The organism is Maritimibacter harenae (assembly GCF_009882975.1).
GTDB lineage: Bacteria > Pseudomonadota > Alphaproteobacteria > Rhodobacterales > Rhodobacteraceae > Maritimibacter > Maritimibacter harenae.
This window is the reverse complement of record NZ_WTUX01000011.1, coordinates 430,299-444,950: the sequence shown is the minus strand read 5'-3', so window position 1 is coordinate 444,950 and position 14,652 is coordinate 430,299. Positions and strand designations below refer to the sequence as shown.

General features: G+C 67.1%; 15 protein-coding genes and 1 tRNA gene. 4 read left to right on the top strand and 12 right to left on the bottom strand.

Annotated features, from left to right (window positions below):
• Positions 1-27 precede the first annotated feature (27 nt).
• The 3 genes from GQE99_RS08905 to GQE99_RS08895 form a co-directional block, all read right to left on the bottom strand.
• The gene (locus tag GQE99_RS08905) at positions 28-1,389 is read right to left on the bottom strand and encodes a cytochrome P450 (RefSeq protein WP_161351239.1); all 1,362 of its coding nucleotides are present in this window, start codon (positions 1,387-1,389) and stop codon (positions 28-30) included.
• Complete coding sequence (locus GQE99_RS08900) at positions 1,386-2,621, bottom strand: hypothetical protein (RefSeq protein WP_161351238.1); 1,236 nt, start codon at positions 2,619-2,621, stop codon at positions 1,386-1,388. Before GQE99_RS08900 ends, GQE99_RS08905 begins: the two co-directional genes overlap by 4 nt.
• Before the next feature lie 156 nt (positions 2,622-2,777).
• Positions 2,778-3,530, bottom strand: coding sequence for a cytochrome c biogenesis CcdA family protein (locus GQE99_RS08895; protein WP_161351237.1), 753 nt, complete (start codon positions 3,528-3,530; stop codon positions 2,778-2,780).
• Positions 3,531-3,627: 97 nt separating this feature from the next.
• Here GQE99_RS08895 and GQE99_RS08890 point away from each other — a divergent pair, with 97 nt between their 5' ends.
• Entirely contained in the window at positions 3,628-3,855 is a 228-nt protein-coding gene (locus GQE99_RS08890; RefSeq protein WP_161351236.1) for a sulfurtransferase TusA family protein, read from the top strand.
• Between the two features lie 12 nt (positions 3,856-3,867).
• Here the strand turns inward: GQE99_RS08890 and GQE99_RS08885 are convergent, their stop codons facing one another.
• Positions 3,868-4,344 carry a 2,4'-dihydroxyacetophenone dioxygenase family protein gene (locus tag GQE99_RS08885; RefSeq protein WP_161351235.1) on the bottom strand — a complete coding sequence of 159 codons (477 nt, stop codon included), beginning with the start codon at positions 4,342-4,344 and terminating at the stop codon, positions 3,868-3,870.
• 97 nt (positions 4,345-4,441) lie between these two features.
• Here GQE99_RS08885 and GQE99_RS08880 point away from each other — a divergent pair, with 97 nt between their 5' ends.
• A complete protein-coding gene (locus tag GQE99_RS08880) occupies positions 4,442-5,368 on the top strand; it encodes a helix-turn-helix domain-containing protein (protein ID WP_161351234.1) in 927 nt (308 codons plus the stop codon).
• A 228-nt stretch (positions 5,369-5,596) separates the two neighbouring features.
• On the opposite strand, the gene GQE99_RS08875 is transcribed toward GQE99_RS08880, so the two are convergent.
• The 6 genes from GQE99_RS08875 to pdxH all read right to left on the bottom strand — a co-directional run bounded on the left by GQE99_RS08875 (position 5,597) and on the right by pdxH (position 11,980).
• Positions 5,597-5,878 (bottom strand): hypothetical protein, encoded by a 282-nt coding sequence (locus GQE99_RS08875; protein ID WP_161351233.1) that lies wholly within the window; start codon positions 5,876-5,878, stop codon positions 5,597-5,599.
• Positions 5,879-5,888: 10 nt separating this feature from the next.
• On the bottom strand, positions 5,889-9,587 hold the full coding sequence (locus tag GQE99_RS08870; protein WP_161351232.1) for a vitamin B12-dependent ribonucleotide reductase: 3,699 nt from the start codon (positions 9,585-9,587) through the stop codon (positions 5,889-5,891).
• Between the two features lie 563 nt (positions 9,588-10,150).
• Positions 10,151-10,227: transfer RNA gene (locus GQE99_RS08865), tRNA-Pro, on the bottom strand.
• A 41-nt stretch (positions 10,228-10,268) separates the two neighbouring features.
• The gene (locus GQE99_RS08860; RefSeq protein ID WP_161351231.1) at positions 10,269-10,736 is read right to left on the bottom strand and encodes a DUF192 domain-containing protein; all 468 of its coding nucleotides are present in this window, start codon (positions 10,734-10,736) and stop codon (positions 10,269-10,271) included.
• Positions 10,737-10,738: 2 nt separating this feature from the next.
• Positions 10,739-11,269 carry a cold-shock protein gene (locus GQE99_RS08855; protein WP_161351230.1) on the bottom strand — a complete coding sequence of 177 codons (531 nt, stop codon included), beginning with the start codon at positions 11,267-11,269 and terminating at the stop codon, positions 10,739-10,741.
• Between the two features lie 105 nt (positions 11,270-11,374).
• Positions 11,375-11,980: a pyridoxamine 5'-phosphate oxidase gene (pdxH, locus tag GQE99_RS08850; RefSeq protein WP_161351229.1), complete on the bottom strand. Its 606-nt coding sequence runs from the start codon at positions 11,978-11,980 to the stop codon at positions 11,375-11,377.
• Positions 11,981-12,111: 131 nt separating this feature from the next.
• Here pdxH and fabI point away from each other — a divergent pair, with 131 nt between their 5' ends.
• Positions 12,112-12,921, top strand: coding sequence for an enoyl-ACP reductase FabI (gene fabI / locus GQE99_RS08845; protein ID WP_161351228.1), 810 nt, complete (start codon positions 12,112-12,114; stop codon positions 12,919-12,921).
• 20 nt (positions 12,922-12,941) lie between these two features.
• On the top strand, positions 12,942-13,448 hold the full coding sequence (gpt, locus tag GQE99_RS08840) for a xanthine phosphoribosyltransferase (RefSeq protein ID WP_161351227.1): 507 nt from the start codon (positions 12,942-12,944) through the stop codon (positions 13,446-13,448).
• A 42-nt stretch (positions 13,449-13,490) separates the two neighbouring features.
• Here the strand turns inward: gpt and GQE99_RS08835 are convergent, their stop codons facing one another.
• Both GQE99_RS08835 and gmk read right to left on the bottom strand, forming a co-directional pair.
• A complete protein-coding gene (locus GQE99_RS08835) occupies positions 13,491-14,012 on the bottom strand; it encodes a gamma carbonic anhydrase family protein (RefSeq protein WP_161351226.1) in 522 nt (173 codons plus the stop codon).
• On the bottom strand, positions 14,009-14,650 hold the full coding sequence (gmk, locus tag GQE99_RS08830; protein ID WP_161351225.1) for a guanylate kinase: 642 nt from the start codon (positions 14,648-14,650) through the stop codon (positions 14,009-14,011). Before gmk ends, GQE99_RS08835 begins: the two co-directional genes overlap by 4 nt.
• Between the last annotated feature and the right edge of the window lie 2 nt (positions 14,651-14,652).

Below are 14,652 nucleotides of genomic sequence, written 5' to 3'. Positions count from 1 at the left end.
CGCTCCCCGCCCGGGGGGCGGCGCTTTTCATGTCTGCCGTGCCGAGACCTTGAGCCAGATCCCGTCGCGCCCGCGCACGGTCAGGTGCGCCACCGGCACCGCCGGTTTGTCGGCCACCAGATCGAACCGGCAGGCGCGCACCAGCATGGCAAGGAGCAGCGGCCCCTCCACCATCGCGAACCCGGCCCCGGTGCAGACCCGCGGACCCGCCGAGAACGGCATGTAGGCCTCGCGCAGGCAACGCTTGCCGTTCTCGCCCGCAAACCGCCCCGGGTCGAAATCGTCGGGCCGCTCCCAGAGCCGTTCGTGCCGGTGCTGGTGCCAGGGGCTGAGCACGATGGGGCTGCCGGGCTTCACGTCGCGGTCGCGGAATTGCTCCGGGCAACGCGCCTCGCGTACCATCATCGGGACCGGCGGGTAGAGCCGGAGCGCCTCCCGGAACACGTCGCGCGCCACGGTGAGCTTCGAGACCACGGCGAAGTCCGGCCGTTCGCCCAGCTCGGCCGCCTCTTCGGCGACCCGCTCCTGCCACTCGGGAAACATGGCAAGAAGGTAGAGCGTCCAGGCCAGCGCCGAGGCCGAAGTCTCATGACCCGCGAGAAAGAAGATCGCGACCTGGTCCACCATCTCCTCGGTGTCGAACCCCGCGCCCGTCACCGGGTCGCGCGTCGTCATGATCTTGGTGGCAAGGTCGTCGGGCGCGGTGCCCGCCGCGATCGCCGCCTGCCGGTCCGCGGTCAGCCGGGTGATCAGCGTCCGGATCTCGCGCGCCGTGCGCCGGGTCGAGCGCCGGTGAAAGCGTGGAAACCACGCGGGCAGCGGCAGAAGCGCGCCCAGGTTCAGAAGCGGCTGCGCACGCTGGTGATCACGGAACCTGTCGAAGACCTGCCGGGCGATGTCGTCCTCGATCGGGATCGAGAACAACGTGCGGAAGATCACGTCCGCCGCGGCGTGCGACGTCTCGGGCTCCACGTCGAGCGTATCGCCATCGCGCGCGGCCATGCGCGCCGCCGCCGCCTCGCCCGCCGCCCACATCGCCGGGAAGGTGTCGCGCAATCGCCCTCCCTCGAACGCCGGGTCGATGATGCGGCGCTGCCGCTTCCAGGTCTCGCCGTTGGTCAGGAACACGGAATTGCCCAGGAGCGGCGCCAGCCCCTCGCGCGCCCGCGCCGATTTCGGGAAATCGTCGGGCCGCTCCTTCAACACCAGCTTCGTGAGGGCCGGGTCGTTGCACAGGTAGGAGCTGAAGAAGGGCGTGCGGAACTCGGCCATCCAGGCCCGGTAGAGCCGTGCGGGCTGGGCCGACAGGATGTCGCGGCGGAACAGCCGCAGGTAGCGGCGCAGGCTCACCCGGTCCGGGCGCGGCGTGGGCTTCGGCGGCCGGGTCATGGCGCCGTGTCGGTGTATTTCGACGCCGCCCGGGTGATCCGGCTCTTCGAAGCCCGGCGGCCCGCGAAACGCGCGGCCAGCGTCTTCGGCCCCGCCGTGATGCGGAAATAGTCGTAATCTCCCGGCCGGTCGAAGGCGCACAGGTACTGGAAATGCAGCCGGAAGAACCGCCACCGGAGTGCCGCCCACCGCTCGGGGCTCAGGGTCTGCGTGAAGGCGGCCGAGATCACCAGCGGCCAGCGTTGCCCCTCGGGCGCCACGCCGGAGACCGCCACGGGGTCACAGAGCGCGAAGGCGCAGCCGTCACCGGGGGCCGTCACGTCGAGCCAGAAGATCCGGTCGCTCACCGAAAGCGCGCGCAGGTCGCGCCGCAACCGGCCCGCGTCGGGCAGGAAGGACACCATCGGCACCACCTGCCCCAACGTGAGAAACCCCAGCGCGGGCCCCGTCTCCGGAATGCGACCCGCGCGCGCCAGGTCGGCCAGCACGGACACGCCGATATGCGCGCCGGAGGAATGGCCCACCACGAGCACCTCGTCCACGTCGCCGCGCAGAGCCTGCGCGATCGCGTCCGCGAAGTCGGCCATCCGCGCCTCGAGCTCGGGCGGATTGGCCCCGCGTGAGCGCGCCGAATAGGCGTAGTCGTGCATCAGGTAGTAGACGAAAAGCCTGTTGTCGATCCGGCGGAACGCGCGCAGCACGACGACGGCCACCGTCACGAACGCGGCCCAGAAAACCGCCAGCCCCAAGGCAGGCAGGACCAACGCCACGGCCCAGGCCAGAAGCGCACCCGACGCCCAGCCCAGGAGCCCCGCGACCAGTGCCTGCACGATCAGCATCCCGACCGGGTAGAGCGCCGCAATCACCGGCCCCTTGCGCAGCCGCATGAGCCGGCCGAGCGTGCCCGTGGCGATATAGGTCCAGGCGGTGCGCGCCATCAGCAGGTAGGTCTGCGCGATCCCCAGTTCCATCGAACCGCGCACGATGTCCGACCAGACGAGCACGTCGAACTCCGCCTCGACCTTGCCGCCCTCGATCGCGCCCGTGACCTGCCACCCGTAGGTGCCACCGCCCTGCCGACCGCGCAGCGCGACCTCGTAGCCCGAGATCTCCGCCTGCGCCGCCCCTTCGGCGCGGTAGAGCTCGCGGTAGCGCCGCGGATGAATCGGGTCATAGCCGGGGATGTAGAATACCCGGCGCCGCCTGACCTCCTGTCCCTGCCCGTCTGCCATCTCGTCCTGCCCTTCGACGAAAGCCTACAGGCAATTTCGGGCAACATTAAGCAAACACTGGGGCCACCCGGCCCTTCATCGTTCCGCAAATACTTCGGGGGGTTCGGGGGGCTGGCCCCCCGACGGGTCGCCGCGCCCCCGGCGCGGCGACAGCGCTCAGCCCAGGACCGCGAGACCGGGGAAGGTCTCGAGCAGCCAGTAGGAGAAGGCCGAGAAGCCGCCGGTCAGCATCAACAGCCCGATGGTCCACAGCAGCAGCCCCATGATCCGCTCGATCCGGTCCATGTGCCGCTTCATCCAGCCCATGAGCCCGCCCAGGCGCGGCAGGAAGGCCGCGACCAGCAGGAAGGGGATGCCCAGGCCCGCGGCATAGACGGCGAGCAGGAAGGTGCCCCGCGCCACGTTCGCCTCCGAGGCCGCGAGCGACAGGATCGCACCCAGCTGCGGGCCGATGCAGGGGGTCCAGCCGAAGGCGAAGGCGAGGCCCAGGAGGTAGGCGCCGAAGGCCGAGCCCCCCTGGTCGCCCGCGTCGAGCCGCGCCTCGCGGTTGAGGAAGGGAATGGTGAAGATGCCAAGGAAATGCGCGCCGAAGACCATCACCACGATGCCGGCCACCGCGTTGAACACGGTCTGGTTCTGCAAAAAGAACGCCCCGAAGGCCGAGGCCGCGAATCCCATGAACAGGAACACCGTCGACAGGCCCAGCACGAAGAAGACCGCGGAAAGCGTCGCCTTGCGTGCCGCCTCCCGTCCGGCGGAAAGCTCGGTGACGGAAACCCCGGACATGTAGGCCAGGTACGGCGGCACGATCGGCAGCACGCAGGGGCTGAGGAAACTCAGAAGGCCCGCGGCCAGCGCGATGAAAAGCGCGGGCAGAAGGCTCGCGTCGATGAGGTCTATCCCGAACATGTCTTCCCTCTAACGCGGGGCGCGCGCAGGGTCACGTGCCAAAGCGTCACATCCGGGCGATGGACATGTAACACGCGGCGCGCTACTGGCCTGTCCCATGGATTTCGACGTTGAGATCGACGCGATCGGGCTTCTGTGCCCGTGGCCTGTGCTGAAGGCGGGCAAGGCGCTGCGCGGCATGCGCGCGGGCCAGGTGCTGCGCCTCGCGGCGACCGACCCGGTGGCGGTGGTCGACGTGCCGCATTTCTGCGCCGAGCAGGGCCACGACCTGGTCGCGACCGCCGAACAAGCGGGCGCGACCCTGTATTTCATCCGCAAGGGCTGAGCGCCCCCTGTCTCAGGTCCAGTGGGCCTCGATGTGGTCGGCGGCCCCGGCCTCCACGGCCATGTCGTACATCATCTTGGCGTCGACCACGGCCGCGATGGTGCCGTCGGGGTTGTAGCCCACGATGGGCCCGTGCGTGATCGCGAACATGACGCAGCCGTTGGGGCTGTCGGGCTTGTGGATCGCGGCCGGCTCTTCGCGGATGTAGTCGCCCTTCTTGCCGACATCGTCATCGTAGCCGAAGCCGCCCTCGAGGATCACGCCCTGCACGCCCCCGATGTGGCCGTGCGGCGGTGCCTCGGTGCCCGGGTCCACCTTGAGAAAGAGCGTGAACCCGCCCGAGCGCACGTCCACGTCCATGAGCCGGAAATGGGTGCCCTCCATCACCCAGGGGTTCCACGGAATGGTCTCCGGGTCGATGAAACCCGGGCGCTCGTGCTTGGTGATCGTCAGCGTGGCATAGTCGCCGGTGTTCGCATGGTCGTCCATGTCGTCCTCCCTTGTGTGCCCCACTACGCTAGGGCGCGGCCCGTGCCCGGTCTTGAACGTGATTGCCAAACAGGAACGGCGTTGCGATGATCTGCGCATGGAGGAGGAGGTCGCTCAGGCCCGGCTGGCGCCCGTCGAGGCGATGCGGCAGGTGTGGCACATGGACACGCGCTGGGAATTCGGCGCGGCCAACGGCATTTGCGGCGTGGTCTGGGACTGCGCGCGGCCCGACCTGCGCCACCTGCCCTCGAACCTGCCCGACGACCTGCTCGTCGTCTCGCTCCACCGCACGCCCGTGGATTGCGTCGAGGTCCGGCTCGACGGTGCGCCCTGCCACAACGGGCGCCTCGCGGCCGGCTCCTGGATGGTGGTGCCCTCCTCCGGCGCGCCCGAGGCGCTGACCGAGGGGGTGTTCTCGCTTCTCCATCTCTACGTCTCGCGCGGCCTTCTGCGCGACGTGGCGGCGGAGTACGACATCGACCTTTCGCCCGCCCGCATGGACGAATGCCGCACCGGCCGGTTCGATCAGCACACGCTGGCGGCCACCTGCCAGCGCATCGACAGCGGGGCCGCGATCGAGAGCGACGCGCTGGCGCGACTGTCGCGCGACCGGATGGCGCAGGCGCTGGTCGCCGACATGGTTGCGCTCTTCGCCGAGGACGCAGGCGCCCCGAGCGGACCCGAAACCCTGACCGGGCCGCGCGCACGGCGTGTCGAGGCGCTGGTCGCCGCGCGGTTGGGCGAAGCGATCACGCTCGACGACATGGCCGGCGCCGCCGGACTGTCCCGGTCGCATTTCCTGCGGGCCTACAAGGCCCGGTTCGGCGAGACGCCGATGGCGCGGCTGCGTCACCTGCGGCTGGAGCGCGCGATGACGCTGCTGAGAACAACGGACGCATCCATCGGGGAGATCGCGCTGGCCACGGGCTTCGCCGACCAGAGCCACCTGTCGCGCCACTTCAAGCGCCTCTACGGACGCCCGCCCGGCGCGATCCGCTCCGAGATCCGCGCGACGCGCCGCTAGCGCACCTCGCGCATCGCACGAGCCTCCTCGCCCAAACACTTGGAATTATGGAGAAATTTTCAGCTCCCTCGCCCCGAGTACGATGGACTTTGGCGCGGACCCACGAAAGAAAATGGGGCGCCCGCAGGCGCCCCAGTTTCGCTGATAGGGCTCGTCATTGTACCGCCCGGTTTGTTTTCTGCCTGCGGCCCTATCCGCGTCAGGGGCGAGCGCACCCGCCCCGTGTCTCTATGCTCTCTTGCGAAGTGCCGGCACCTCGCCCTCGGTCAGGAAGTAGGCCACCCCCTGCGCAAGGTCGAATTCCCGCACCACCATCGTGATCTCCTCGCCCGCGTCCGTGACGAAGGTAAGCGGCCCGTCGGTCTCGATCCCGATCATCGCGGGGGGCACGCGGAACGCGCCCGACCCGTGGGTTTCACCACCCCCGACGGTGAGCAGGATCCGCAGGTCCATCCGGTCGGTCTGGCGACCGTCGATCCGGAACGACCCGCGGAAATCTCTCAGCTCCATCGCCCGCTCCTCAGCTGCAGCCGCTCGTCGAGCCGCAGGTGTTGCACTTCATGCAGGTGCCGTTGCGCACCAGCGTGTAGTTGCCGCACTCGCCGCAGGCTTCGCCCTCATAGCCCTGCATCCGGGCCTTGGCGCGCGCGTCCATCGGCGCGACCGATCCGGTGGCGGTCGTGGTCGAGGCCGGCTCGGCGACCATCGTGCCGCCCGCCATGTTGCCCGCCGTCTCGGGCACCAGGGTGCTGAGCGCGCTCATCGGGTCGGTTCCGGTGGCTTCCGCCCCGCCCTGCAGCACCACCAGCTCCTGCGGCAGACGCTTGCGCAGGTAGCCGGTCGAGGAGACCTGCTTGAGCACCTCGAGCGACCGGTTCGCGGCGCTCTCGGACATCTCGCGCACGTTGGCCACGCCCTCGTCCTGTCCGCGCCCGATGTCGTCGAAGGCGGCGCCTTCGGGCTTCACGTGGGCCAGGTCCGTCCGGTCGAGGTAGCTCACCGCCAGCTCGCGGAAGATGTAGTCGAGGATCGAGGTCGCGTTCTTGATCGAGTCGTTGCCCTGGACCATGCCGGCGGGCTCGAACTTGGTGAAGGTGAACGCGTCCACGAACTCCTCGAGCGGCACGCCGTACTGGAGCCCCACGGACACGGCGATGGCGAAGTTGTTCATCATCGCGCGGAAGCCCGCGCCTTCCTTGTGCATGTCGATGAAGATCTCGCCCAGCGTGCCGTCGCCGTATTCGCCGGTGCGCAGGTAGACCTTGTGACCGCCGACGACCGCCTTCTGGGTGTAGCCCTTGCGGCGCTCCGGCATCTTCTCGCGGCCCGCACGCGCCACTTCCTTGATGACCACCTTTTCGATGATCTTCTCGGCCAGCACTTCCGCCTTTTCCTGCGGCGTGCCGGTGGCGAGCACCTCTTCGGCCTCCTCGTCGTCCTCGACGAGGGCGGCGGCGAGCGGCTGGCTCAGCTTGGAGCCGTCACGGTAGAGCGCGTTGGCCTTGATGCCGAGCGACCAGGACAGTTCGTAGGCGCGCTGGCAATCCTCGATGGTGGCATCGTTGGGCATGTTGATCGTCTTGGAGATCGCGCCCGAGATGAAGCTCTGCGCCGCGGCCATCATGTAGATGTGCGCATCGGTCGACAGGAAGCGCTTGCCCTTCTTGCCGCAGGGGTTGGCGCAGTCGAACACGTGGTAGTGCTCTTCCTTCAGGTGCGGCGCGCCTTCCAGCGTCATGGTGCCCAGGACGTGGTCGTTGGCCGCGTCGATGTCGCCCTTCGAGAAGCCCAGGTGCTTGAGCATGTCGAAGGTCGGGTCGTTGAGCTGCGCGTCGGTGAGACCGAGGTCGTCCTTGCAGAACTCTTCGCCCAGCGACCACTGGTTGAACAGGAAGCGGATGTCGAAGGCCGAGGCGAGGCCCTTCTCCAGCTTCTGGATCTCGGCATTGCCGAAGCCCTTGTTCATCAGCGACTGGGTGTTGATCCCCGGCGCATTGCCCAGGCTGCCGTGGCCCACCGCGTAGGCGATGATTTCCTCGATCTGGGCCGAGGAATAGCCGAGCTTCTCGAGCGCTGCCGGAACTGAGCGGTTGATGATCTTGAAGTAGCCGCCACCGGCGAGCTTCTTGAACTTCACCAGCGCGAAGTCCGGCTCGATGCCCGTCGTGTCGCAATCCATCACCAGGCCGATCGTGCCGGTGGGCGCGATGACCGAGACCTGCGCGTTGCGGTAGCCGTGCTTCTCACCCAGCGCCAGCGCCTCGTCCCAGCTCGACATCGCGATGTCGACGAGCTTGGGGTCCGGGCAGTTGGCGTGGTCGAGCGGCACCGGCTTGATGTCCAGCCCTTCGTAGCCGTCCGCCGCGCCGTAGGCCGCGGTGCGGTGGTTGCGGATCACGCGCAGCATGTGATCGGCGTTGCGCTTGTAACCGTCGAAGGCGCCGAGCTCGCCGGCCATCTCGGCCGAGGTGGCATAGGCCACGCCCGACAGGATCGCGGTCAGCGCGCCGGTGAGCGCCCGGCCCTCCTTGGAGTCGTAGCCGAAGCCCATGTTCATCAGCAGGCCGCCGATGTTGGCGTAGCCCAGGCCCAGCGTGCGGAAGTCGTAGGAGAGCTGCGCGATCTCCTTGGACGGGAACTGCGCCATCATGACCGAGATTTCCAGCGTCACGGTCCACAGGCGGGTGGCGTGCATGTATTCCTCGGCCTGGAACTCGCCGTCCTTGAGGAAGGACAGCAGGTTCATCGAGGCCAGGTTACAGGCGGTGTCGTCCAGGAACATGTACTCCGAGCACGGGTTGGAACCGCGGATCGGGCCGTCTTCCGGGCAGGTGTGCCAGGCGTTGACGGTGTCGTGGTACTGGATGCCCGGATCGGCACAGGCCCAGGCGGCGTGCCCGATGGTTTCCCACAGGTCGCGCGCCTTGATGGTCTTGGCGACGGAGCCGTCGGTGCGCCGGATCAGCTCCCAGTCGGCATCTTCCTCGACCGCCTTCAGGAAGGCGTCGGTGACGCGCACGGAGTTGTTCGAGTTCTGACCCGAAACCGAGGCGTAGGCTTCCGAGTCCCAGTCGGTGTCGTAGGTGGGAAACTCAATGGACGCATAGCCTTGGCGGGCGTAGTCGAGAACGCGCTTGATGTAGGTCTCCGGGATCGCGACCTTCTTGGCGGCGCGCACGGCTTCCTTCAGCTGCGGGTTCTCCTTCGGGTCGGTGGCCGCGGCAATGTCGCCGTCCCAGCCGTGGATCGCGGTGAAGATGTCGTTGAGGTGACGCTCGTGCATCTTCGAGCCGGCCACCAGCGAGGCGACCTTCTGCTCTTCCTTGACCTTCCAGTTGATGTATTCCTCGACGTCCGGGTGATCGGCGTCGACGATGACCATCTTGGCCGCGCGCCGCGTGGTGCCGCCCGACTTGATCGCCCCGGCCGCCCGGTCGCCGATCTTGAGGAAGCCCATGAGGCCCGACGACTTGCCGCCGCCCGAGAGCTTCTCGCCCTCGGCGCGCAGGCTCGAGAAGTTGGTGCCGGTGCCGGAGCCGTACTTAAACAGGCGCGCTTCGCGGACCCAGAGGTCCATGATGCCGCCGTCACCCACCAGGTCGTCGCCGACCGACTGGATGAAGCAGGCGTGCGGCTGCGGGTGCTCGTAGGCGGAGGCCGACTTGGTCAGCTCCTTCGTTTCGTGATCGACGTAGTAGTGGCCCTGGCTCGGCCCGTCGATGCCGTAGGCCCAGTGCAGGCCGGTGTTGAACCACTGGGGCGAGTTCGGCGCGGTCATCTGGCGGGCCAGCATGTAGCGCATTTCGTCGTAGTAGGCGCGCGCGTCCTCCTCGGTCGAGAAGTAGCCACCCTTCCAGCCCCAGTAGGCCCAGGCGCCGGCGAGCCGGTCGAACACCTGCTTGGACGAGGTCTCGCCGCCGATGCGCTCGTCCTCGGGGAGTTTGGCGAGCGCTTTCTCGTCGGCCACGTGGCGCCACAGGAATTCCGGCACGCCGTCTTCCTTGACGGGCTTGAGCGCGGCGGGGACGCCGGCCTTGCGGAAGTACTTCTGCGCGATGACGTCGGAGGCCACCTGGCTCCAGCTTTCGGGGATTTCGATGTCGTCCAGCTTGAACACGATCGTGCCGTCCGGATTGCGGATCTCGGAAGTCGTGCGCGTGAACGCGATCGTGTCGTACGCGTCTTTACCTGCCTCGGTGAACTTGCGGTCGATCTTCATTTTGGCCCCTACGTCTAATTCGCCCGGTATTCGTGCGGGCCCCTGCTCACGCGGGCCCGCGGTTCAATTCGTGCTGGTGGGGGCGACGGAGACAAAAACCCGCCCGATCGGCCAAACGAGTTGCCCGACAGGACACGCGGTCCCTGGATTGGGGTCCGAACTGTGGTTAACTATCCCTACCTGTCGACCGCCACTATATGTTGTGGCTTCCCGACCAGCACCAACAAAGTGACGCGTGAACCCATATCGGTCAACGGGATTTCAGGCCCCCGAACGCTGTTTTTTCCGTTGACAGGTGCACCCCCGAGTCGCCCCCCGGGAATGGACGATTCCGTCCGAGAAAAAAGGGCACGTTTTTTCAGGCTTTTCCGTCATCAAACTGTCAAAGAGGTTGAGACGCGGCCGACGCGCGGGGGCCCGGGCGGGGTTATGGCCCGAAAGACACAGTCCAGACCCCGATGTTCGAATCCGGATCGAATCGCACAAATTTCGCGCCGAACGCGCACCACATATATTGGGTTCGGAGGGGCACGCTCACCACATCTGGATGAGATTTGGCGTGATGGTCGGGGCGGCGAGATTCGAACTCACGACCTTCTGTACCCAAAACAGACGCGCTACCAGGCTGCGCTACGCCCCGACGAGGGCCTCTCTACAAAGAGCGGCGGATGATGGAAAGTCCTATTGCGCGGCGCAGGGCCAGGCGGCCTCATCCCCGAAGGCGGGATGGCGCATCTCCGCCCCCGCCTCAATCCCGATAGCCCCGGCCAGCCCGCCGCGGATTTCGAGCACGGCGAGGATGTCATCGCCGCCCCGGATCGGGGTCAGGTCGCCGGGCACGGCGTTGGCATGGACGGTGTCGACCACCCCGTCGGGCCCCACGAAGATCATGTCGAGTGGAATGAGCGTGTTCTTCATCCAGAACGAGGCCACGCGCGGCGCATCGTAGACGAAGAGCATCCCCTGCCCGGACGGCAGGCTTTCGCGGAACATCAGCCCCTTGGCGCGCTCCGCATCATCATCGGCGATCTCGACCCCGAACCGCGCGGTCCCGAAGTCGCCGCGGATGTCGACCCGTGCTTCGTCGCAGACTTGCGCGACGGCGGGTCCGGCCAACACCAGGGCCAGGACGAAACTCGTTACTTTCAAGATCACTCTCCGTTCAATGCCGCGTCCCACGCGGTCACCAATAACGCCATGCGCCCGCGTTCGCCATCGGCTGCGCGCAGGCCGATCGCCTCGCCCGCCTGGAGGTCGGCCAGTCCGGAACGGCGCAGCACCTCGATGTGGATGAACACGTCCTCGGGACGACCGAAGGCATTGGCGAAGCCGAACCCCTTTGTCTTGTCGAACCACTTCACCCGGGCAGGCTCCAATGGGTCGGCGCGAGTCAGGTCCAGGTCCTCGGTGAAATTCGACATGACGGGCACGTCTTCGACGGGCGCCGCGATACGCAGCACCTCGACCGCCTGCATCCCGCGCGGGGTGGTCTGGACGACCACCTCGATCTCCGCGCGATCCGCGACCGATCCCTGTCCGAAATTCCGCAGCACGTTCGCGTGTAGCAGAATATCCGGACCTCCGTTTTCCGCCACGACGAACCCGAACCCCTTTGCGGGGTCAAACCACTTGACGAAGCCACGCTGTACACACCGGTCCGACGTCCCCTGATCGTCAGTCATTCGAACGCCTTCATGGACAACATTCATCCACAAGTCTTACCGATCATGCCTTTTCACACAAGGCACGATGACCCGTCCGTCACAAGAACGTCAGCAACAACCGGCTCAGGGATAGAGGCGCTGGACCGACCACGGGTCCGTCAGCTTCTCGCGCGTCCAGCGGAAGCGGTCGTGAAGGCGGAACGCGCCGTCGGCCCAGAACTCGATTTCGAGCGGCCGAATGCGGTAGCCGCCCCAGAACGGCGGACGCTCCGGGTGGGTGCCGTGACGGGCAGTGACGCGCGCTACCTCGGCCATGAGCGTGGCCCGGCTTTCGAGCGGCTGGCTCTGGTGCGACGCCCAGGCCCCCAGCCGGCTCTTGAGAGAGCGCGATTCGTAGTAGGCGTCCGCCTCCGGCCCCGCGGCCCGTTCCACGAGCCCGCGCACGCGCACCTGCCGGCGCAGGCTTTTCCAGTGCATCACGAAGGCCGCGCCGCCGGCCGCGTCGATTTCCTGCGCCTTCACGGAGCCGTAGTTGGTGTAGAAGACGAACCCGTCGGGCTCGATGTCCTTGAGAAGCACCATCCGCACGTTGGGCAGGCCGTTCGCGTCCACCGTGGACAGCGCGATGGCGTTCGGGTCGTTGGGCTCGCTCGCTTCCGCCTCGGCCAGCCAGGCCCGCGTGATGGCGAACGGGTCGTCGCCCGCGAAAAGTTCACCCCTGTCCGACATCCTGCCCCCGTCCTGTCTGCGTGTCGATCGCGCCCGTCTTGCGGGCAGAGCGCCCGGTCAGCAGGCTTGAAGCGCCCTTGGCAATCTCATAAACGGGGCTAACACGATTTCCAAGGGACGGGGAACAGGCAATGGCGGCTGGATTGATGGAAGGCAAGCGCGGGCTGATCATGGGGCTCGCGAACGACAAGTCCATCGCCTGGGGGATCGCCCGGGCCTGTGCGGAGGCGGGCGCAGAGCTCGCCTTTTCCTACCAGGGCGAGCAGATGAAGAAGCGCGTGCTGCCGCTGGCCGAGCAGCTGGGTTCGAGCTTCGTGGTGCCCTGCGACGTGAGCGAGGAGGAGTCGATCGACGCGCTCTTCGCCAAGCTCGAAGAGGAATGGGGCACGATCGACTTCATCGTCCACGCCATCGGCTTCTCCGACAAGTCGCAGCTGCGCGGCCGCTACGCCGACACGACGCGCGACAATTTCACCATGACGATGGACATCTCGGTCTATTCCTTCACCGCCGTGGCGCGCCGGGCGGCCGCCCTCATGCCCAACGGCGGCTCGATGGTGACGCTCACCTACTACGGCGCCGAACAGGTCATGCCGCACTACAACGTCATGGGTGTCGCCAAGGCCGCGCTCGAGGCCTCGGTGCGCTACCTGGCCGAGGATTTCGGCAAGGACGGCATCCGCGTGAACGCGATCTCCGCCGGCCCGATCCGCACGCTCGCCGCCTCCGGCATCGGCGATTTCCGCTACATCCTGAAGTGGAACGAACTGAACTCGCCGCTCCGGCGCAACGTGACGACCGACGACGTGGGCAAATCGGCGCTCTACCTTCTGTCCGACCTGGGCTCGGGCGTGACGGGCGAGACGCACCATGTCGACGCGGGCTACCACGTGGTCGGCATGAAGGCCGTGGACGCCCCCGACATCGACGCCACCAACTGACGGACAGGACCCCCAGACACATGATCGACAACCAACTGCCGCACGAAAAAGGGTTCCACGTGAGCTGGGACCAGCTGCACCGCGACAGCCGGGCGCTGGCCTGGCGGCTGGACGGACAGGGGCCCGAAGACGGCGGCTGGACGGCAGTGGTCGCGATCACGCGCGGCGGGCTCGCCCCGGCGATGATCATCGCGCGCGAACTGGACATCCGCATGGTCGATACGATCAGCGTGAAAAGCTACAACCACCAGACCCAGACCGAGCCACAGGTCATCAAGTCGCCGGACATGGACGTGGTCGGCGACGGCACCGGGGTTCTGGTCATCGACGACCTGGTGGACACCGGCAAGACCCTAGAGGTCGTGCGCGCGCTGATGCCGAAGGCCCATTTCGCCACCGTCTATGCCAAGCCCAAGGGCAAGCCGATGGTGGAAAGCTACATCACGGAAGTGAGCCAGGACACCTGGATCTTCTTCCCCTGGGACATGGCGCTGCAATACGTCGAGCCCTACCGCGGAACGGACTGAGCGCGGGCTCAGAAATAGAATTTCGCGTTTTGCTTCAGGCGCTTAGCCGATCTTCTTCAGACCCGACCTGAACCGGCGCATGTTGTGCTGGTAATGCTCGGCCGAGGCGATGAGGCCCTGCTTCGCCGCCTCGTCCAGCTCGCGCACCACCTTGCCCGGCGCGCCCAGAACCATCGCACCGTCCGGGATCTCCTTGCCTTCGGTGACCAGCGCGCCCGCCCCGATCAGGCAGCCCTTGCCGATCTTCGCGCCGTTGAGGATCGTGGCCCCCATCCCGATGAGCGACCCGTCCCCCACGGCACAGCCGTGCAACATCGCCTTGTGACCGACGGTCACGTTCTCGCCCAGCGTGAGCGGAAAGCCCGGGTCGGTGTGGAAGACGCAGTTCTCCTGCACGTTGGAGCCGCGCCCCACGGTCAGCCGTTCGTTGTCCCCGCGCAGGGTGCAGCCGAACCAGACGCTCGCCCCCTCCTCGAGCTTCACGTCGCCGATGAGGTTCGCGTCCGGGGCGACCCAGGTGTCTTCGTGGATCGTCGGAGAAATCCCGTCGAGTTCGTAGATCATGTGTCGGCCTCTTCGAATTCGGTCTGCAGGCGGCGGATGAAGGGAAAGAGGTCCGGCTGCTGCGCCTGGCGCAGGCGCTCGGCCTCGATGATGGTCTTGAGCTTCTCGAAGGTGACGTCGAGGTCGTCGTTGACCAGCACGTAATCATAGCCGTGCCAGTGGCTGATCTCGTCCCAGCTCTTCTGCATCCGCTTGGTGATCGTCTCGGGCGTGTCCTTGCCCCGGCTCACGAGCCGGCGGTGCAGCTCCGCGATCGAGGGCGGGAGCACGAAGATCGACAGGACGTGGTCCTTGAGCGCCGACATCTTGATCTGCTCGGCGCCCTGCCAGTCGATGTCGAAAAGCACGTCGCGCCCCGCCTCGATCGCCTCGCGCACGGGTTCTTCGGGCGAACCGTAGAAATGGCCGAAGACATGGGCATGTTCGAGCATCTTGCCGTCGTTCACGAGCGCGCGGAACGAGGCGTCGTCCATGAAGCGGTAATCCTTGCCATCCACCTCGCCCTCGCGCGGGGCGCGCGTGGTGGCGGAGACGGAAAAGGCCAGCGTCGGATCCCAGTCCATCAGCCTGTGCGCCAGCGTGGATTTCCCCGCACCCGAGGGCGAGGACAGGATGATGAGAAGACCGCGACGCTGCATGG

Coding starts and splice junctions, on each gene's coding strand:
- GQE99_RS08855 (WP_161351230.1), bottom strand. CDS start 11,269: ATGACTGACGATCAGGGGACGTCGGACCGGTGTGTACAGCGTGGCTTC.
- GQE99_RS08875 (WP_161351233.1), bottom strand. CDS start 5,878: ATGGAGCTGAGAGATTTCCGCGGGTCGTTCCGGATCGACGGTCGCCAG.
- pdxH (WP_161351229.1), bottom strand. CDS start 11,980: ATGTCGGACAGGGGTGAACTTTTCGCGGGCGACGACCCGTTCGCCATC.
- GQE99_RS08900 (WP_161351238.1), bottom strand. CDS start 2,621: ATGGCAGACGGGCAGGGACAGGAGGTCAGGCGGCGCCGGGTATTCTAC.
- GQE99_RS08870 (WP_161351232.1), bottom strand. CDS start 9,587: ATGAAGATCGACCGCAAGTTCACCGAGGCAGGTAAAGACGCGTACGAC.
- GQE99_RS08895 (WP_161351237.1), bottom strand. CDS start 3,530: ATGTTCGGGATAGACCTCATCGACGCGAGCCTTCTGCCCGCGCTTTTC.
- gmk (WP_161351225.1), bottom strand. CDS start 14,650: ATGCAGCGTCGCGGTCTTCTCATCATCCTGTCCTCGCCCTCGGGTGCG.
- gpt (WP_161351227.1), top strand. CDS start 12,942: ATGATCGACAACCAACTGCCGCACGAAAAAGGGTTCCACGTGAGCTGG.
- GQE99_RS08890 (WP_161351236.1), top strand. CDS start 3,628: ATGGATTTCGACGTTGAGATCGACGCGATCGGGCTTCTGTGCCCGTGG.
- fabI (WP_161351228.1), top strand. CDS start 12,112: ATGGCGGCTGGATTGATGGAAGGCAAGCGCGGGCTGATCATGGGGCTC.
- GQE99_RS08885 (WP_161351235.1), bottom strand. CDS start 4,344: ATGGACGACCATGCGAACACCGGCGACTATGCCACGCTGACGATCACC.
- GQE99_RS08880 (WP_161351234.1), top strand. CDS start 4,442: ATGGAGGAGGAGGTCGCTCAGGCCCGGCTGGCGCCCGTCGAGGCGATG.
- GQE99_RS08835 (WP_161351226.1), bottom strand. CDS start 14,012: ATGATCTACGAACTCGACGGGATTTCTCCGACGATCCACGAAGACACC.
- GQE99_RS08905 (WP_161351239.1), bottom strand. CDS start 1,389: ATGACCCGGCCGCCGAAGCCCACGCCGCGCCCGGACCGGGTGAGCCTG.